The following is a 19478-nucleotide window of genomic DNA, read 5'->3' as shown; positions in this document are numbered from 1 at the left end:
AAAGTTTTCCGCGCATCACCTCATCAAAAATGGCGGATATCCCGCCAGATCCCCACGCAAATGGCGCGCCAACAGCATTGCCTGAATATACGGCAGCAATCCGATTTCCACTTCTTCACCCAAAAACGGATGCACAATTTTCTCCTGCTTTTTCGCTTGCAAGGCTTGAAACAACAGCTTACGCGCATCGGCTTTTAAGCTCACCGCGCCGCTTGCCTCGGTAACAAAATCCTGCAGTTTGATTTGCCCTCGGTTAATCAGCGACAACACCAACCTGTCCGCCCACCACGCACGGAATTCTTCCAAAATATCCTGCGCCAAACTGTCGCGCCCCGGCCGGTCGGCGTGCAGAAAGCCCACCTGCGGATCCAGCCCCACGCCTTGCAGGGCGCCGCTGATGTCTTTGCCCAGAATGCTGTACACAAATGACAACAGCGCGTTCACCCCATCCCTGGGTGGACGGCGGTTGCGCCCGTCAAAAGAAAAGCCGCTTTTTTCGCTCAAAAGCTGCCCGAACACGCTGAAATACCGCGCCGCCGCATCGCCCTCAATGCCGCGCACCACGTCCAGCTCCGCCGCGCCCTTCAACTGCCGCAGCGAAATATTCAACGAATCGACCGCACTTTGAATCGCCGCATTCTCACCATAATTGCGAATCTGTCGCTGAAGCACCCGCTTGCCCGCCTGAATCTTCGCCGCAATGATATTGCGCGCAATCGGCACGGGATTTTGCTCCGACATCCGATACTGCGCCCGACGCAGCAGCACATTACCACTCTGCCGCCCCTGAAGCCGCCCCAAGAAACGCCCATTTTCCGTAAAAAACGCCAAATTCACATTATTCTCGCCGCAAAACCCCAACAAAAACGGCGACACCAACACATTGCCAAAACAGAAAATATGCCCGATGGAATGCACCGGCAACTGCGCCACCTTCTTACGTTCCTGCTCCACCACCAACGTCTCCCGCTCCTTATGCAGATAACTGCCTTGGGTGGTGATGTAGAGCGTGTTTTGCAGTTTTCTCATAACGATTCATGATTAATGATCATTCTAACTACATCAAATATTTTGGAAAAATTAGAAAAATCAAAATGTTGAAAACCTTCCTCCATATTCAAAATATTTTCAGCAAAATTATTTTTCGATAATGCAACAGAATTTTCTTGTGCTCTATCAGTATCACAAAATACATTAGAATCAATAATTACTCTTTTACCTGCTTTATTTTTCTCTTTAGTTTGGTATCCATTATCAATACTATTTCCTGATGTATGGAATTCAGAACCACAAAATAATCTTCTCCCTTGCTTATCAAGTGTTTTTAAATTTTCTTCTGAATAGTAATATTCAATAGATATTTGATCTAAATTATTACTAACCTTGGGAATACAAAAAGCATACACATTATTACCTAAATATTTAAATGGTTCTTCCCCATATTTATTTAAAATTAAATCTTCATCTCTATCAAATATGGCAATGATCTTTCTATTATTAGGAATATTTTTTATTGATTCAATCATTTTACTTAAAGGGTCAGATCCCATTTTCACATTATCTTCATATTCTAAGAAATCTATATCTAAGCCATTATAATTTTCTAAAGACCTTTTTGCAGATTTTAAATGCTTCCAATCTGTTTTTCCTTCTGTAAGGATAAGTGGCTTATTTGAAGACTCAATAGTTGCTTTCAATTTGTCTAATTCAGTTTTATAGTCATTCGTCACATTGGTGAACAAATAGTAAGCTTTAGTAAACTCAGAAAAATCATCAATAGACTGAATCTCAATCCCATTTGGCATGTTAATAATCAAAATATCATCTTTATAAAAAGTTTTAGATATTCCCGCCAAAAAGAATGGAGAATGTGTTGTAATGATAAACTGTACTTTAGGGAATAACTTAATGAGATTTGGTAAAACATCATGTTGTAATTCAATATGAAGATGTAGATCCACCTCATCAATAATTACGATTCCTTCAATATCTTGTAAATGAATGCTTTTATTTAAATTCGTACGATCTGAATATTGAATAATTGTGCAAAAAATTCCCAATAATGTACTTTGTCCTGCAGATAAATTATCTAATGATGGTACAAACTCACATTGATTTTCTAAATCAAATAGCTTTATCCGCGATTGGCCAATACCTCTATAATTTAATTGTATGCTTATCTTTCTCTGAACGATATTTGAAATTATTTCTTCAATGTTTCTAATTGATTGAGATAAAGCAATAGCATTACCTATATTTTCAGACTCTTTTACATGCAGGCCTTTATCATTTGAATATATACTAACCTTTGAATCTAGAAAAACATCTAAAATCCAATTTTTTACCTGATTTAATGATTTTCTTATAAGAATATCTTTATCTAAATAATTAGCAAAACCTAACTCATCAGAAAATTGTTCAGAAATTTCAATGGCTCCTTTGTTTATCCAATATGGTAGTTCATATCTATCAGATGGGAAATAACAATATGAATTAATTAAAAAATCATTCTTAAAATCAATATCTTCATTAGTTTTACTTGCATATTTAAAATTCTTGTCTGTATTAGGGATATCATGAAGAATATTCAAGCAATTAAATTTTAACTTAATTTCCTCTATAGAAATATTACCGTTTTTATCTAGATACTCGTAGAAACCTTCTTTTTTAGAAAAATTAACATATGAAAAAGCAAAATCATTATGAACTCGAATGTTCCTACTTCCAGACAACTTAAAATATTTATACCCCATGCCTGATTTTGGCAACACATCAGAAAAACAATCATTTGATAATTCATACAAAGCATCAACAATGCTTGAAAGCAACGTTGTTTTTCCTGAGCCATTTTTGCCGACAAGAATAATAGGTTTAGGGGTATTATCACTAGTGAATAATTGAGAATGGGTTAATTTAAATTTTTCAATAGCGCCCATATTTTCAATGTAAATATTTTGAAGATACATGATAAAAATGCCTATGGTTAATATTAATCAAAATAATTTTATTGGGTGATTTACAAATATTTTATTCCCCAAACAACCCCGCCACATACCCTACACTCCTATCCCGTTTCCCTAGCAACTCCGGCTGGCAAATCTCCACCAGCGAACAGGCTTTGCAGCGTTTGCCGTAGTCGGGCGGCGGGGTTTGGCCACTGTTTAGGAGTTCGCGCACGGCGGCGATGGTGGCAAGTGTTTTGGCGCGCAGGTCGTCTGAAAACACGATGGAGATGCGGTGGCGGGTTTGCATATACCACAGCGCGCCCTCAGAGATGGTTTGCCCCGTCATTTCTTCCAAGCACAAGCCTTGGGCGCAAAGCTGGATTTCGTCCATTGGGTCAGGTTTGGGCTTGCCGCGTTTGTATTCCACGGGTTTCAGACGGCCTGTTTTCGTTTCCACTTCCACCAAATCCAACACGCCGCTGATGCCCAGTTTCTCCGCTGACACATGCACCGTCCGCTCAAAGCGCACACCCTTGCGCGTTTCCGGCTCGCCCGAATCCACCCGCTCATGCAGCGCCTTGCCCTGCGCGGTCAAATAGTTCTCCGCCCACGCCTGCTCGTTATGAATCAACGCGCATTGGCGCGGGCAAAAAGCGTAGTGTTGCAGGGCGGAAAGGGGAATCAGGCGCGTGTCCTGATTTTCCCCTTGGGTTTCAGTTGAAAATGCGGTCATTTTCAGCCTAATTTACGCAGCAGCTTGGTTTCTCCAAGATTTTTATCATCCACACTGACAAGATAGTCGTCAAAACTTCTTGCTGTTTCCACGCCGTCTTTTTTGGCTACCTGAATGCGTTTGAACAGGCTGTCGGCAGGTGCGTCACCCAGATTATTGCTGTGTTCAAACACATAAAGCCCGCGTGCATTCATTTGTCCGCGTGCGGCGGAATGGTCGTGGTCGAACATATTGACAAGCGCTTGCCAAAACAGTTCCAAATCGTTTTCGGAAAAGCCGGTTTGTTTGGCAAAGTGGGCAGAAATAAAGCCATGACAGCGGTATAGGCCGTAGGGAACGGTGAATTTGCGCCCCATGGTGCGGTTGTCGCCGGTTTCGCTGGCATCTTTTTCGTTGGTAACCGCCATGCGAGTAATGCTGTGTTCCAAGGTCATGATAGGGTCTATGGAACGAGAGAAGGTCAGCTGCACGGGACCGCGCACTTGTCCTGCATTTTTGCCGGTAGTCATCACTGCGCCGAATGTGCGGATGTCGTAATAACGGCTGCACATGTATTGGCGGGCGGCTTCTGTTTTCTCGCCTTTTTCTTTGCCTTTTACGTTTTCCTGCTCGTGGGCTTCGTCAATCAGGTTGTTCAAAATGCCTTTTTCGCGGATAAAGATGTCGTGATGTTCGCCATTTTGGGTCATTTGGATAAAGTTGCGGACTTTGCGTTTCAAACAAACATCGGTTACCAAACCTTCGCCGGTTTGCGGGTCAATACGTGGCAGGTTGCCTGCGTCGGGATCACCGTTGGGATTGCCGTCTTGCACGTCAAATAAAAAGACAAAGTCGTAGCGTTTTTCAATAGTCATAGCGTTTGCTCCTTATGCAGTTTTCGCTTCGTTAAACAGGTTTTTCAATGCGTCTTTGGTAAACAGGAATTGGGTTTCGTGGTAGTAACCGATGGCGAATAGGCCTTGCTGTTCCAAATTCAAATGGTTGGGAAATTTCTGACAATGTTCCAAAATCTGACGGATTTCCCATTGTAGTTGCACAGCGCGTCCTTCAAATTCCAGTTTGTTCAAATGGTGCGGCAATAAGCGCATCAGTGTGCCGAATACGGCAATCGGCGTGCTACTTGCCGAACCGAAATAGCGGTCGGCAATAGTGGCGTTCAAGCCGGGATTGGCTTCAGCCTGTGTTTTTTCCAGTACGGCAAACAGCCGCCCCAGCACATAGCCGATGTCTTGACGGTTTCTATCTAAGCTCATAGTTAGCTCCTTCATGTTTTTCAGACGACCTGCGCGGATTGCGCGATTGATATAGGCTTTAAGCAGACTTGCCCTGCCATAGGTAATTTTCTGTTCCACCTTATTGCGCCGCAAAACAGCCTGCAACAGGCTGACGGGTAAAACGCGGTTGTTGAGTGCGGCATCAGTTATTTGGGAAATCAGGTCAGATGGCAGGTTTTCCATTTTGCCGTCCACCACCAAATTACCTAGCAGGCGCGGCAACGGCATATATTCGGGGTATGGCGAGTTTTCGCCACGCACCATCTGCAAATCGTCATACCACGCCGCAATGCTTTCGGATAAGGCGGCAACAGTGGTTTCATGCCAAAAGCGGACGACAATGCGCGCGGAATTAGGAGACAAGCCTAAAAGGTAGAATTTTTCTTTGCCGTCTGGTTTTGTATATTTGCCGTTGTACAAGCTTTTATAAAGCGATTTGACCGCATCAATATGGGCATCGGGATTGTCTTTGCCGCCGCCGCTAATCAGCGAAGCAAGATACTCTTCCAACGGAGTCGGTTTCGCACTCCAACAGATGGCTGTTACATCACCGATACGGAAGCGGTTTTCACCGGCAAGCAGGGTATTTAAGGCAGTGGTGTATTCGAACATGGCTTGCTCGCCCACAGGGAAGATAAAGCCTTGTTCTTTGCCGTAGGATTCAAAAGCCGACAAATTCACTGATGTAAACGGAGCGGGTTTGGCGTTCACGCCCTTGACAGCGTTATGCAGCCGCGCAATCGGCGCAGGTTTGCCCGTTACTAAGCAAATGCCCTTTTGGACGTTGTCCGATTTCACCTGATTAGCTTGACTTACATATTCCTGCACAGCCTTTGACTGACAAACCAAATCTACCGTTTCTTCCACCAAACGGAAGCTGAGATTGCAGCCTTTGACTTTGGCGCATTCCGCCCAATTTGCAGCCTGCATGACTTTGCTTTTTTCTTCCGCAGAAGCCAAAAAGGCAGCAACCCCGGCAACACCCGCATCATCAGGCAGCGCCTGTTTCAATTCGTTTACTTTGGCAGTAAAGCTGGCATGCTGATTATTGGCTAAAAGGCGATTTTTTTCCTTTTCAGCTTCAATTTTTTCTGGTGTTTTTTTAGCAGCCCCTTCCACTTCCTTCGGAAAAGCCAGCAAATAACCGTAGTGATCCCATAAAATATTGCTTACTTTATAAGCATTCTTGCCAGTTGTATGCTGGTCTTTAGGGATAAGGAATTTTCGTCCTATTTTCTTTTTACCTTTTTGCTCGCGGGTATCTTCAAGCTGAATAAATTTACCCTGTTTGTCTATAACAATAACGAACGGGATTTCTTTGTTTGCAAATCCTTCAGGAGCAACACCACCATCGCTTTTAGCTTTGCGTTGGTAGTATTGGGTGAGCGCGTGCAGAATCATCGTTTCACCTCCTCGCTGTCGGCTGGGGGCACGGTAATCACGCCGTTTACCGCTTTGCATTGGTAAAACATCGGCTCGGCGTTATTGGAATCGCGTGGGGCGGATTTGCTGAAATCCATGTCGTACAGCATAAAGCCGAAATCTTGGGTGATGTCTTCGCGCGGCAAACTGTCTTCAACCTTTTCAAGCAGCCTGAAATGACAGGGAAACTCTCGGCAACCTAAATAAGGTTGGTGGAAATATTGCCCTTTTTTTGCCCGCCGTTTGAACATTTCGGCAAATTTGACGTAGTTATCATCTTCGCCCGCTTCGCTTGTCATGACAAAATCAGCGTGAATGCGGTAGGCAACGTCTTTCAGTAGCATGGATGCACGCTGTTGGCGGTTGTTTTCAATATAGAGCAAGCCGCTGCGTTCACTCATTTTGGTTCCCACTTCATTGCGGCGGATGCTCGTCCACTGAATCGGTTTCAGGATTTCTATCTTCAAAATCCTCCAGCGGATAGCGGGTTTCCACAGTATCGCCATTAAGATGTTTCTGGCGGCAGACGGCGTAATAACTGGATAGCTTACTCTTTCCACTTTAAGCTCAGGCCTTGTGAAGCATGCTAAATCGCCGCTGATTTCCAAGATGAAACTCATATCATCTCCTTATTGCTTTCATTTCAAAAAACCGAATTTTCAGGTCGCCAAGTCGCATCATCAAAATCAGCGCCAAGCACGGTTTTGTAATAGCCCTTATCCAATACCAGCAATCCCGCTCTGGAAAAAACGGCATTCGCAGGTAGCTTTTTCAGTTCAAGTTCATGTTCGTACACGGTAATCGTGTAGCGTTGCAATTTGCGGTAAACCCATTTATATTTGAGTGGGTCGCTTTCCAGCAGGCTGAACCAGCGTTCAAAAGGCTCGGGCAGCGGCGGTTGGTCAGTTTGCCCGAAGGAGTTGTCGGTCGGCTGCGGAAATCGTTGTTTGTCCAAAACATCCTGCCATTCTGAAACTTCCACACCGTCCAAATGTCGCCTGAAAAAATCGTCCAGCTCGTTTGCTTTGACGATTTGCGGACTGCCGTCTTTTTCCCAATGAGCCAATGGGATAAACGGCACAATGAGTGCCACGCCTTGATTATCAATCAGGCGGAAGCGTTCGGCAGCGGTGCGGAATTTGATTGCCAGCGGATTTTCATTTGATGATCCTGCCGTTAAAAGTCTTGTAATGTCGTGTTTGTCCACATCGCCTTTGCCGTTAAACCGGCGAAAATATTCGGCAAATGCCGACGGGGAAAGTGGGTCGTTAAGCAGCCCTGCTTTCAGCATCTCTTCGGTAATGTCCTGCCCCTGTTTCAGGCTGCCGCTGGGCGCGCCTTCTTCGGCACGGAACACGACCACTTCGCCCAACTGTGGCAGTTTGCCTTCGCGGTTGCACCGCCCCGCCGCTTGGGCAATGCTGTCCAGCCCTGCCATCGCCCGATAAACGCAAGGGAAATCCAAATCTACGCCGGCTTCAATCAACTGCGTGCTGACCAGCCACAAGGGCTTGTGCAGGCTGCCTGCGCGATACAGTGCCAAATATCGGCGAACCAACGCAATCACTTCGCTACGGTGTGTGGCGCACATATTGGCGGACAAATGCAGTTTGATGCCGTCAGAAGGCAGGGCAGCAAAGAGTTTTTGGGCGTGCTTTCGCGTATTGACTACTGCCAAAACGCACGGACGGACAGCAATTTCATCGGCAATTTCCTGCCAGCTTTGTGTTTCGTCGTTTGGCGGCGGCATTTTGATGCGGACACGGCGCAGTTTTTCCGATAAGGTAATTTTGTCTGTCACAATTTCGCGCACGTCCGGCAGGCCTTCCAAAATAGTGCGACCGAATGCGTCAATATTTTTGCCAAGTTCAGGCGGAGTTGCGGTGCACAGCACAAAGGTAACGCCGTAATCGCGTGCCAACACCCGCATCATGTCGGTAATCGGCTTTTGGAAATCGCGCGGAAGCTGCTGGGCTTCATCCAAAATCACCACGCTGTCGGCAATATTGTGAATCTTACGGCAACGGCTGGTTTTTGCCGCAAACAGGCTTTCAAACAGTTGCACGTTGGTGGTAACAATTAGCGGCGCATCCCAATTTTCCGTGGCAAGGCGGGTTTTGGCGGTTTCTTTGTTATCGGCCACTTCCAAATTGCTGTGATGTTCCAATACCTCGTCATCACCCAAGGCTTTTCGAAAAACATCGGCGTTCTGTTCAATAATGCTGGTAAAAGGAATCGCGTAAATAATGCGTTTCTTGCCGAATTTCAGTGCGTGCTTCAAAGCGAACCCCAAGCTCGCCAAAGTTTTACCGCCACCGGTCGGCACGGTTAAAGAAAACAAAGTGCGGTCGGTTTCTGCGGCAGAAAAACATTGCTGCAAGATGGCGTGGCGTTCTTGATTTAAAGATGAATTTTTATCTGCTTTTTCTGAAAGTTGCGCCATATATTGCTCATATCGCCGGTGCAACTCATCCAAACTGGGAAATTTGGGGCGCAACCCGGTAGCCTGCGCAGCATCCGCATCGACATAGCCGTTCATAAAGGCTTCGGTATCTAAAAAATCGGCATCCACCAAGCAGGAAAAGAGAAAACGCAGCCAAATATGCAATTCCTCCAGCTTTGCCCCTTCTTTCCAAAATGCAAAAAAATCCCGCTTCAGATCATCATCTGATAACGGGAAAAAATCTTCGGACAAACTGCTTTCCACCAAGCCCGACAAAGACGCCGCCAACTCGTCATCCGCCTGTTGCAGACGGCGTTTCAGGCTGCCTTTGTCATACCAATCTGTCAGCCCCGCATGATGCCCAGCAATCAAATAAGCCAACAAATGCCCAAAAAACGGATTGAGACGTTCTACGGCATATTTGGCTCCCGCAGTGGAATGCGGAATTTTACACAGCTTGGAAGATTCGACATCTTCCAAATGGGCGTTTTCTTTTTCAAGTCCTGACGCATGACAGATATATTTCTGAAAATCTTCCTGAAATTTCCCCAAATCGTGCAAAAGCCCCGCATATTCGGTAAACGCTGCCCCATAGCGCCCGGCGAAACGTTTGGCGAGTTCGGAAACTTTTTGCAGATGTTTTTGTAGCAAATGAAAATGCCATTTTCCGGATGAATCCTGGCGAATGTGTGCAACTTTAGTGACAGCTACCATTCCCATCAAATAATCTTGAGCAGACTGGACGACGCCATCTGTTTTGCGAATATGGGCGATACAATTTCGCTTCATGATATGCGTTTTAATAAATCCATGGCTTCGCTTCCAATGTTTCCAGCCATTTGGGGCCAGAAAATATGATCTGGCATTAAAAAGCAATTTGCCAGCAGGTGCAGCTCACCCCTTCAGGTATCCTGTTGTAACTGAGGTAACGAAACGGTTTGATTGTATCTATATACTGAAAACTGACGGCTTAGTAAATACCCTGATTTTTGTTTCCCAGTCAGGGTATTGGCTTGCCACAGGCTTTCACGCTGCCAGCGCCTGTTGCTGGAGTGCGGTGAGTTCGGCAACGCCTTGGGCGGCAAGAGCGAGGAGGGCGTCCATTTCGGATCGTGTGAAGGGGGCGCCTTCGGCGGCGCCCTGGATTTCGACGTAGCGGCCATCGGCGGTCATGATGACGTTCATGTCGGTGTCGCAGGCGGAGTCTTCGGCGTAGTCGAGATCCAGCCTGGGCTGGCCGCCGACGATGCCGACGGAGACGGCGGCCACTGTTTGGCGGATGGGGCTGGCGGCGATGAGGCCGCGCTCCAGCAGCCAGGCGGCGGCGTCGTGCGCGGCGATGAAGGCGCCGGTGATGCTGGCGCAGCGGGTGCCGCCATCGGCCTGGAGCACGTCGCAGTCCAGGCGCAATGTGCGTTCGCCCAGCGCTTTGAGATCGAAGACGGCGCGCAGGGCGCGGCCGATGAGGCGCTGGATTTCCTGGGTGCGGCCGCTTTGCTTGCCCTTAGCAGCTTCGCGCTCACCCCGGGTGTGGGTGGCGCGGGGGAGCATGCCGTATTCGGCGGTGACCCAGCCTTCGCCGCTGCCGCGTTTGTGGACCGGAATTTTTTCTTCAATGGAGGCGGTGCACAGAACCTGGGTGTGCCCCATTTCAATCAGAACGGAGCCTTCGGCGTAGCGGTTGTAGTGGCGTGTGATGCGCACGGGGCGCAGAGCGTTAAGGGGGCGGTTCTGGCGGATGGGCGGGGTGTTCATGGCAGGGAGGTCTGCGAAGGTGGATGGAGCTGCGCGAGGGGTGGCTTTTTCAGCCGTTTTGCCTGTTTTGCATCAGGGAGATAGGGGCATCAGGGACGCTGAAATGAAGAAGGTGAAAAGGAGTTTTACGCCTTTTCTCATCAGGCCGCCATGCGGCTGCTGCCTGCACCGGTGCCGCCTGGCGTTGTGGCTTGTTGTTCAGCCGCGTTTCTGAATGCGTGTTTTCAGCGCATGAGCCTATGAGTTGATGCCCTGTTTTCAAGTACGGATGCTTTTACTTTGCCGCTGCCTGGAGAGCGGCCAAGGCTTGAAGCAACGCGGCTTCATCTTCCACAGGCTCTAGCGAAGCATGCAGTGAAGGCAGCGCGGCCGCGCCTTCGGTTTGCAGGCGGCGCACGGCTTGCCCTGCTTTGCGGGGCGCGATGAAGCTGCGGCTTTGCAGCAGCACGCGGCCGCCTGCGCCAGTGAGCTTGAAATAAAACAGTCCGTCTGCTTCACGGTACTGCTTGAATTGCGGCAGGGCGGTTGCGGCGGGAGCCGGCTTGTCGGGCAGCGTGGACACAGTCATGTCTAGCGAGGCCAGGCCCACGGCGCGGCGCAGGGTGTGCATGAAGGGGGTGGCCTGCGCGCGAGCTTTGGCGGCCCCTGCTTGTAAGGCGGCTTCTACTTCTTCAGGGTGCGCCATCAGGTGCTGGTAGCGCGCGCGCATGGGGGCGATTTCGGCATTGATGCGTTCGAATAGCTGCTGCTTGGCGTCGCCCCAAGCAATGCCGCTGGCGAAAGCCTTGGCGAAAGCCTTGGTTTCGGCGGGTGTGGCAAAGGCGCGGTAAAGCGCGAAGATGGCTGAATCTTCTGTGGACTTGGCCTGGCCGGGCGCGCGCGAGTCGGTGACGATGCCCATGATGGCCTTGCGCAGTTCTTCCTGCGGGGCAAAGAGGGGGATGGTGTTGTTGTAGCTCTTGCTCATCTTGCGGCCATCCAGACCGGGCAGCAGGGCCACGTGCTCATCAACCACGGCTTCAGGCGCGGTGAGGTGCTCGCCGTAGAGGTGATTGAAGCTGGCGGCAATGTCGCGCGCCATTTCAATGTGCTGGATCTGATCGCGCCCCACGGGCACCTTGCGGGCGCTGAACATAAGGATGTCGGCAGCCATCAGCACGGGGTACATGAACAGGCCCGCCGTTACGCCGTCGTCCAGCTCGCGGCCTGCGGCCTCGTTCTGGTCTTGCGCGGCCTTGTAGGCATGAGCGCGGTTGAGCATGCCTTTGCCCGTCACACAGGTCAGCAGCCAGCACAGCTCCGGGATTTCAGGGATATCGCTTTGGCGATAGAAAGTCACTTGCTCCGTGTCCAGCCCGGCGGCCAGCCAGCAGGCGGCAATTTCCAACGTGCTGCGCTGAATGCGCGCAGGCTCATCGCATTTGATGAGCGCGTGGTAGTCGGCCAGAAAGTAAAAGCTTTGCGTATCCGCCTGGCGGCTGGCATGGATGGCGGGGCGGATGGCGCCCACGTAGTTGCCCAGGTGCGGCGTGCCCGTGGTGGTAATGCCAGTGAGAATGCGGGTGGGAGTGTGTGAGGCGGGAGTCATGATTCTTCGACAGGTGTTCGGTTCAGCGGAAAAAAGGCGATAGCAGCATCTCAATCAACCAGTAAGTTGCGCCCATGATGGGCCGCATCCAGAGCCAGTCGAGCACATCCATCAAGATCAGTCCCATCACGATGAAAAAGCCGAAAGGCTCCACACGCGCCAGCGTCAGTGCGGCCTGCGGTGGCAGCGTTCCGGCTAGCACGCGCCCGCCATCAAGCGGCGGTAGCGGAAACAAGTTCAGCGCCAGTAAAGCCACGTTGGTGGTCATGCCGATCTGGGCCATGAGCACGAGAAACGGCTCCATTACGCTCCCTGCACGCAAGCCCAGCAGCATGGCGGCCCACAGCAGCGCCATGACGAAATTGGACGCAGGCCCGGCCAGTGCAACCCAAGCCATGTCTGTTTTGGGATTGCGCAGATTGCGAGCGATGACCGGCACGGGCCTGGCATAGCCAAAAACGAAAGCGCCGCTGGTCGCGAAATACAACAGCAGCGGCATGAGCACAGTGCCAAAGAGGTCAATGTGCTTGAGCGGATTGAGCGTAAGCCGCCCCATCATGGCGGCCGTGTGGTCGCCAAAGTGGCGCGCCGCATAGCCATGTGCCGCCTCATGCACTGTAATGGCGAACAGCACGGGCAGCGCGCCAGCGGCAATAACTTGTATTAATTGGTTGATGTCCACAGCAAAGAATTGTCTCAAACAGATATAAAGAAAACAGGCTGCTCGTCCGCCACATCTGCGGTGCACCGCAGATGTGGCCCGCATCGCCTGCTTCAAGTTCGGGCGGCCGTTTTTTGTGCCGGACGGCTGAAACAGGCGCGCTTGAGTAAAACAGCCGAATTGCATGACACTGGCGGCTTCATCGCCAGCGTGTATGCGGCAGGGAAAGCTGCTGCCTTGGAACAGGCTGGTTTGGCATTACTGTTTTTATCGTTCAGCCCGTGTAGAAACTCTCGCCTAAATTCGTGTGTGGCTTATTTGTAGATGCTGAATTTCGCCGGGCGGCAGGCGCAGAGTTGCTCTTGGAAGAGGAGCGAGAATAGAGGAGTGAAAAAGAGTCTGCCGCCTAAGAAACAAGCGCAAGATGCTATTGAAACAAGGACGTGAATCTGCCCAGTTTGTGCTTTCAGAACCTGTTCGAAGTCTGTCCGTGTACACAAAAAGTGTGGGGTCTGGCGCGCAGCTTTCCTTGGAGCTGTTGCTTGCAATTGCAAAGAAAGCGGTAAACAGTGAATGGGTCATTCTCAATGCTTTTTGCTAAGGCTACGGCGCATCGTCATCATTCTTGTAGCGGTTTGTTCGCATTTCGATGCTTAAAGTTACATATACATAACAATCTCATGTGCTTCCTACGACCAACCGCTGTACCCTTGCAGCTTCACATTGCTTGACCGTTGCTATAACCGGCTTTTACGTCAATTAGTGCACGCACTGTCGTTTGAAAGAGGCTCGCCATGAGCGCTACCGCCACTACTTCCTCTGCCCAATCCGCATCTTGCTCCGCTTCCGCTGACGCTCGCAACTCTTGTGATGCCCAAAATGTTCATGATGTCCGCAGCGCCCATGCATCTAGCCGCGTCAGTCCCAAAATGCAGCGTGATTTTGATGAAGCCTTGTTGAGAGCACGACTGCATCCCGGCGTGGAAGATGAAGAGATAGGCTCTTCTGGTGCGCAGCTTTCTGATCAGCCGGCTCCTGCTCCCCTGCCTTGGGCTGAGAAGTTGCCTTCAACGCTGTCACAAGCTCCTTTATCAGGCTTGCAAACATTTCGAGGTGAAGTAACAGCTGTTTCCGCTGGAGAGGCTATGACAGGCGCGGGCGCGCCGGTGGTTGCCACGCAGCAGCAAGCCATTACGGCGCAGTCCATTACGCCGTCTTCTCCCGCGCTATTGCAGCAGCATCAGGGAGCGGTGCAGTCTATGGCTATTAATGGACAGGGACAGCAATGGCAGTTGCAGTTGCCTTTGGCTGGTGCCACTTCTGGTGCTCTGGGCTTGCGGCTGACTCAGTCGGGCGCAGGTGAATGGCAGGTGCGCCTGCATGCCAGCGCCAGCCTGCGCCAGCAGTTACAGCCGCATATTGGACGTCTGCGTCAGCAGCTGAGTCAGCGTGGCGGCCGCCTCGAGGAAGACTTGGGATCTGAAGAGGAAGCCTGATTTCCAATTCATGCATGACCTTGTCTGCCACCCGCCCCGCAACCCCTGCCCAGGCGGCCCGCTTGGGCCAGCAAGCCTGGCTGGTTTTTGAGGATGAGGCCGTTGCCCTTTTCACGGGCGACCCCGCTCGTTTGCAATGGTGCTCTCCGCTTTTCACGGATTGGCTGGCGCTCTCCCGGAAAGACAGGCGCCAAACGTTGAATGACGTGCTAGCACAGCTGCATGGCGCTCCGGCCGACAGCGAGCAAGCGCTGGCGGCAGGTGGCTGGCAAGGCACGGTGGCGCTGCTGCTCCCGACTGAACACCAGGGTGAAAAAGGCTGCGCTGCAGTCTTGCCTTCCTCCTCGCCGCGCTGGCTGGCCAGCTTGCGTCCGTTGCCATCACATGCTGGCGGGGCTGCGCTGCGCCTGACAAAACTGACATCTGAAACGGCGGACTTATCAGTTGTGGAAAGCAGCGATAGCGCCACACGCCGTCATTTAGAAGATCGCGAACGCCTGCTTTTCACTTCACGCAACGTCGCTGTAGGCGAAATGGCCACTACCTTGGCGCACGAGTTGAACCAACCTCTGGGCGCCGTCACCAATGTGCTGCGCGGCCTCAAGGCGCGCATGGCAGCTGTCGCGGTTCAACCGTCTAACGCTGCCTTGCTGTCGATGCTGGAGCAGGGCGTGCAGCTGGCGTTGGATCAAATGCAATACGCCTCCAGCATCATCAGCCGCGTGCGCGAATTCACCCAATCGCGCCAACCCCGGAATGAGCCTGTAAATCTGCACACCCTGCTGGATGGAAGCCTGACTCTGCTGGACTGGGAACTCAAGCGCTACGCCATTGAACTGCGCATTCAACTGCACCATCAGAATGCACAGGTGCAGGGTGATGGCGTCATGCTTCAGCAAGTGCTCGTCAACCTGCTGCGCAATGCCATTGATGCCATGCAGGAAACCCCTGCGGGTCAGCGCCGACTGCAAATCAGCAGCCGTATGGATGAAAGCGCTGGCAATGTGGAAATTGCCATCGCTGATACTGGCTGCGGTATGGGCGATGAAGCAGCTGCTCGTCTGTTCATGCCTTTTGCTTCCACCAAGCCCACAGGGCTGGGCATTGGCCTGAACATTTGCCGCAGCTTGATTGAGTTGCATCATGGCCGCCTATGGTTCAGCCGCAACGTTGAAGGCGGTTGCACTTTTCACGTTGCATTGCCCCTCAGTCGCACGGAAGATGAAGCGTCTGCACCGACCGCACTTTAGGAAGGTCTCTGATGTCTTCGCTTGTCTTTCCCACGCAGGCCGCCCCATATGCCATAGGCCGCACTATCTACGTGCTTGATGACTGCGCCGACTTTTGTGCGACGGCCAAATGGTGGCTCATCGGCTTGGGCTATCACGTACATGACTTCCAGGATGCAGAACCGGCTTTGCAAGCCCTTGCTTCACTTGATGCTCCTGCGCGCGAGCGAGCCTGCCTCCTGCTTGACGTTCGCATGCCCGTCATGAGTGGCCTGCAAGTGCACGACATCCTTATCGAACGCCAGATATCCGGCCCCTTGGCGCGGCCTTCCTTGCCCGTCATTTACATGACAGGCCACGGTGACGTTCCCCTGGCCGTGCAGGCCATGGAAAAAGGTGCCGTCACTTTTTTGGAAAAACCCTTCCAGGAAAACGCACTGGAAGCCGCTCTCTCGCGCGCCTTTAACCGCACCTCTTTGTCTCCTGCGGCTTCTGTTTCTGTGTCAGCTCCAGAACCTGCGCCTTGTCCGGAATTCGAGCGCCGCCTGGCATCGCTCACTCCGCGCGAGGCGGAAGTTATGCAAAACGTTCTGGAAGGCCAGACCAGCAAGCTTATTGCCCGCAAGCTGAATGTCAGCATCAAAACCATTGAGCAGCACCGCTCCCACATCATGAGCAAGATGCAAGCTACTTCCGTAGTTCATCTCACGCGCATGGTGCTGGCACGTCGCGCTCTCTGAAGCTCTATCAGGAGCCGATATACACAAACCCTGTTAGGGCTTGTCATCAATCATCAAGAGCCGAGCCTGAAGCCTGCGGGCGAGAGCCCAGAAGAGGGGCCATGACCAGAAGATACGCGTTGCGCGACGATCAGTGGGAGCGCATCAAGGATTGGCTGCCCGGACGTGCCGGCCAGCCAGGAGCACAGGACAACCGCTTGTCTGTCGATGCCGTGCCGCTACCGGGCCGGTATCCCCTGGCGCGATCTGCCGGCACGTTTCGCAGACTTCCGGGTGGCGCACCTGAGCCACAGTCGCTGGAGCCATAGCGGTGTATGGCAACGGGTCTTCGAAGCCCTGGCGCAGCAGGCCGGCAACGAGTACACGATGATCGGCGCGGCCATCGTGCGAGTGCACCAGCACGGTGCTGTGGCAGAAAGGGAGGCACCGCAAGTCATCGGACGCAGCTGCGGCGGGCTGGGCGCCAAATGCCAAGGCAGGTGCACGGCCTCGAAGGGGCCGACGTGCTCTTGGCTCAAACAGCGGCCGAAACCGTGATCACCAACAAGGACTATGACGCCCAAGCTCGAGTACTCGAGCTGCTGCCGGCCCAAGGCAAAGGCGTTGTCATTGCCTCACGCAGCAGCAAGAAGGCGGCTCGGGACTACGACCCGCATCTTTACCAAGCCCGCCATCTGATCGAAAACTTCTTTGCCAGGCTCAAGCAATACTGGGCCATCGTCACGCGTTACGACAAGACGGCTCGCAACCTCCTGGGCGCCATTCATCTGGCAGCGGCTGGCGTATGGCTCGCCTGATTGATGACACGACCTATCAAAAACGCTTTTCGTGCAATAATCACTCGTTCCTTCGCGGCCCACCAGTTTGCCGCAGGGCAGCAGTCTGCTGAGGCTGCGGGCTGATCAGGAATGGCCCGCCTTTGCCTATTTGACCAACCAACCGGCTCTCAACTGGCCTGCCGCGCTCGTCAATACACATGATGGCCCGGCAGATTGGGCTGGTTCGTGATGCGCCCTTTTCCAAAAAGCGGGGCGCTCCGCTTTCAGAATGAACTTTGAAGATCTGAAACTGGCGCCGGCCATTGTGCAGGCCGTGCAAGAACAGGGCTACACCGCCCCTACCCCCATTCAGGAACAAGCCATTCCCGCCGTGCTGGCGGGGCACGATTTGCTCGCTGGCGCGCAAACCGGCACGGGCAAAACCGCAGGCTTTACTTTGCCCATGCTGCATCGCCTGTCCGAATCGGCCGCCGCTCCAGCCAAAGGCGCGCCCCGGCCCATCCGCGCCCTGGTGCTGGCTCCCACGCGGGAGCTGGCCGCGCAGGTTGAGGAATCCGTGCGTGCTTACGGTAAGCATCTCAAGCTCAAATCCACCGTCATTTTTGGCGGCGTGGGCATGAACCCGCAGATCGAGCGCATCAAAAAAGGCATCGACATTCTCGTGGCCACGCCGGGCCGCCTGCTGGATCTGGCGGGGCAAGGGCATGTCGATTTGTCCGCCGTTGAAATTCTGGTGCTGGACGAAGCCGACCGCATGCTGGACATGGGCTTCATTCACGACGTGAAAAAAGTCCTGGCCCTGCTGCCCGAGCAAAAACAGAGCCTGCTGTTTTCCGCCACCTTCAGCGATGACATCCGCGCCCTGGCGGCCAGCCTGCTCAAAAACCCGCTCAGCATCCAGGTCACCCCGCCCAACACCACGGTTGAACGCATCCGCCAGGTCATCTACCCTGTGGGCCGCGCGCGCAAAAAAGAAGTGCTGGCCCACCTCATCAGCCAAAACAACTGGAGCCAGGTGCTGGTATTCACCCGCACCAAATACGGTGCCAACCACGTGGCCGAATACCTGACGAAACACGGCATCAAGGCCATGGCCCTGCACGGCAACAAGAGTCAAAGCGCGCGCACCCAGGCGCTGGCCGATTTCAAAAGCGGCGAACTGCGCGCCTTGGTCGCCACCGACATTGCCGCGCGCGGCATTGATATTGACGAGCTGCCGCACGTCGTCAATTACGAAATCCCCAACGTGCCCGAAGACTACGTGCACCGCATTGGCCGCACGGGCCGCGCGGGCGCCAGCGGCGAAGCCGCCAGCCTGGTGTGCATGGACGAAGAAGGCTTCATGCACGAAATCGAGAAATTCACCCGCCAGCAGATTCCGGTGCAAATTCTCGAAGGCTTCGGCCCTGAAGAAGGCGAAAAAGCCGAACCCATTGCCATGGGCCGCCAAACCCTCTGGGGCGGCCTGGGCAAGCCCCCCGGCCGCGAAGTCATGCAAGCCGCTGCCCGCGCTGCGCGGCAAGAAATGATGCAGCGCATCCGTGACAACAAGGCCGTCCTAGCCCAGCGCAAATCTGCGGCCAAGCCGGCGCAATCCTTTGCTGCTAAAGTGGCCGAAGACGCCAGCCCAGCCGAGGGCGCGGAAAACTCCGGCGAACAGGCCGCAGCGCCAGCAGCCGCAGGCAAGCCTGCGCCTGGCAAAAGCCGCAACCGCTACCGCAACCGCCGCAGCGGCGAAAGCCGCAGCGCCCAGCCGCGCCCCAAGGCGGATCGCCCCGCGCGCGACAGCGACGATGACGACGACCGCCTGCCGCGCCACATCAACCCCCTTCAGACCAATCTGCACGGCCGCCGCAACAACAATGGCCCCAGCCACGGCGCGCCCGGCCAGCCCGACCCCATGCGCACCAGCATCGACATGATGAGCCGCAACAAAAAGCGCCGTGACGGCGGCGACGGCTTCAAGGGTTACCGCTGATGATGGTCCAGGCTGCGTACTGAGAAACTGCTCAAAATCTGTCCGTAGGTGCGAAAGAGTGGAATCGGGCAACCTGCGGCGTTGTAAATCTTTACCGGGCTGCAAGGCTAGTCTGTGGTTAGCTGCCTTGCCGCCTATCTCGATTCGTTTCTCATTACTCACAGCCAAACATGCTCAGCGCCCAATTGATCAGGCTGCCCGAGTAGCTGCCATCGACAAAGATGGTCTTGAGACCCTCAAAGTGCAAGAACAGCCTGATCAGCAAAGCTCTGGCTCCTGCTCGGTCTTGAATACCAGCCGAGTGCATCACCACGGCCAGCAGCAGCCCCATTGTGTCTGAGGCTATGTGGCGCTTGCGCCTTTGACTCTTTTGCCTGCGTCATATCCGCGCTGCCCCCTTTTGAGACGGTCTTGACTGATTGAGAGTCGATGATG

At 52.7% G+C, this 19478-nt stretch carries 16 protein-coding genes and 1 pseudogene; 5 read left to right on the top strand and 12 right to left on the bottom strand.

Going from position 1 to position 19478, the window contains the following annotated elements:
- Positions 1-15: 15 nt before the first annotated feature.
- The 10 genes from cas1c to QB898_RS09860 form a co-directional block, all read right to left on the bottom strand.
- Positions 16-1029 (bottom strand): type I-C CRISPR-associated endonuclease Cas1c, encoded by a 1014-nt coding sequence (gene cas1c, locus QB898_RS09905; RefSeq protein WP_279524823.1) that lies wholly within the window; start codon positions 1027-1029, stop codon positions 16-18.
- Positions 1026-2966, bottom strand: a complete 1941-nt coding sequence (locus QB898_RS09900; RefSeq protein ID WP_279524822.1) for an AAA family ATPase — start codon at positions 2964-2966, stop codon at positions 1026-1028. The genes cas1c and QB898_RS09900 overlap by 4 nt, the downstream gene beginning before the upstream one ends.
- 61 nt (positions 2967-3027) lie before the next feature.
- Positions 3028-3678, bottom strand: coding sequence for a CRISPR-associated protein Cas4 (gene cas4, locus QB898_RS09895; protein WP_279524821.1), 651 nt, complete (start codon positions 3676-3678; stop codon positions 3028-3030).
- A gap of 2 nt (positions 3679-3680) precedes the next feature.
- Positions 3681-4532, bottom strand: coding sequence for a type I-C CRISPR-associated protein Cas7/Csd2 (cas7c, locus tag QB898_RS09890; protein WP_279524820.1), 852 nt, complete (start codon positions 4530-4532; stop codon positions 3681-3683).
- Between the two features lie 12 nt (positions 4533-4544).
- Positions 4545-6353: a type I-C CRISPR-associated protein Cas8c/Csd1 gene (cas8c, locus tag QB898_RS09885; protein ID WP_279524819.1), complete on the bottom strand. Its 1809-nt coding sequence runs from the start codon at positions 6351-6353 to the stop codon at positions 4545-4547.
- The gene (gene cas5c / locus QB898_RS09880; protein ID WP_279524818.1) at positions 6350-6994 is read right to left on the bottom strand and encodes a type I-C CRISPR-associated protein Cas5c; all 645 of its coding nucleotides are present in this window, start codon (positions 6992-6994) and stop codon (positions 6350-6352) included. Before cas5c ends, cas8c begins: the two co-directional genes overlap by 4 nt.
- Positions 6995-7017: 23 nt before the next feature.
- The gene (gene cas3 / locus QB898_RS09875; RefSeq protein WP_279524817.1) at positions 7018-9606 is read right to left on the bottom strand and encodes a CRISPR-associated helicase Cas3'; all 2589 of its coding nucleotides are present in this window, start codon (positions 9604-9606) and stop codon (positions 7018-7020) included.
- A gap of 237 nt (positions 9607-9843) precedes the next feature.
- Positions 9844-10572, bottom strand: a complete 729-nt coding sequence (rph, locus tag QB898_RS09870; protein ID WP_279524816.1) for a ribonuclease PH — start codon at positions 10570-10572, stop codon at positions 9844-9846.
- A 274-nt stretch (positions 10573-10846) separates the two neighbouring features.
- Positions 10847-12160, bottom strand: a complete 1314-nt coding sequence (locus QB898_RS09865) for a tryptophan--tRNA ligase (protein ID WP_279524815.1) — start codon at positions 12158-12160, stop codon at positions 10847-10849.
- Between the two features lie 22 nt (positions 12161-12182).
- A complete protein-coding gene (locus QB898_RS09860; protein ID WP_279524814.1) occupies positions 12183-12842 on the bottom strand; it encodes a site-2 protease family protein in 660 nt (219 codons plus the stop codon).
- Between the two features lie 773 nt (positions 12843-13615).
- Here QB898_RS09860 and QB898_RS09855 point away from each other — a divergent pair.
- The 5 genes and pseudogenes from QB898_RS09855 (at position 13616) to QB898_RS09835 (ending at position 19043) form a co-directional block, all read left to right on the top strand.
- Positions 13616-14317, top strand: coding sequence for a hypothetical protein (locus QB898_RS09855; RefSeq protein ID WP_279524813.1), 702 nt, complete (start codon positions 13616-13618; stop codon positions 14315-14317).
- 14 nt (positions 14318-14331) lie between these two features.
- The gene (locus tag QB898_RS09850; RefSeq protein WP_279524812.1) at positions 14332-15567 is read left to right on the top strand and encodes a sensor histidine kinase; all 1236 of its coding nucleotides are present in this window, start codon (positions 14332-14334) and stop codon (positions 15565-15567) included.
- An 11-nt stretch (positions 15568-15578) separates the two neighbouring features.
- Positions 15579-16286 (top strand): response regulator transcription factor, encoded by a 708-nt coding sequence (locus QB898_RS09845; protein WP_279524811.1) that lies wholly within the window; start codon positions 15579-15581, stop codon positions 16284-16286.
- A gap of 101 nt (positions 16287-16387) precedes the next feature.
- A pseudogene (locus QB898_RS09840) lies at positions 16388-17083 on the top strand (IS5 family transposase).
- Between the two features lie 250 nt (positions 17084-17333).
- Positions 17334-19043 carry a DEAD/DEAH box helicase gene (locus QB898_RS09835; protein WP_279524810.1) on the top strand — a complete coding sequence of 570 codons (1710 nt, stop codon included), beginning with the start codon at positions 17334-17336 and terminating at the stop codon, positions 19041-19043.
- A 154-nt stretch (positions 19044-19197) separates the two neighbouring features.
- Here the strand turns inward: QB898_RS09835 and QB898_RS13460 are convergent, their stop codons facing one another.
- Both QB898_RS13460 and QB898_RS09830 read right to left on the bottom strand, forming a co-directional pair.
- Positions 19198-19353, bottom strand: coding sequence for a hypothetical protein (locus QB898_RS13460; protein WP_428982793.1), 156 nt, complete (start codon positions 19351-19353; stop codon positions 19198-19200).
- The coding region (locus QB898_RS09830) for a hypothetical protein (protein ID WP_279524809.1) at positions 19280-19478 on the bottom strand (199 nt) is incomplete at its 5' end. The genes QB898_RS13460 and QB898_RS09830, both read right to left, overlap by 74 nt.

The organism is Ottowia cancrivicina (assembly GCF_029813755.1).
Classification (GTDB): Bacteria; Pseudomonadota; Gammaproteobacteria; order Burkholderiales; family Burkholderiaceae_C; genus Ottowia; species Ottowia massiliensis.
This window is presented reverse-complemented; position numbering and strand designations above follow the sequence as displayed.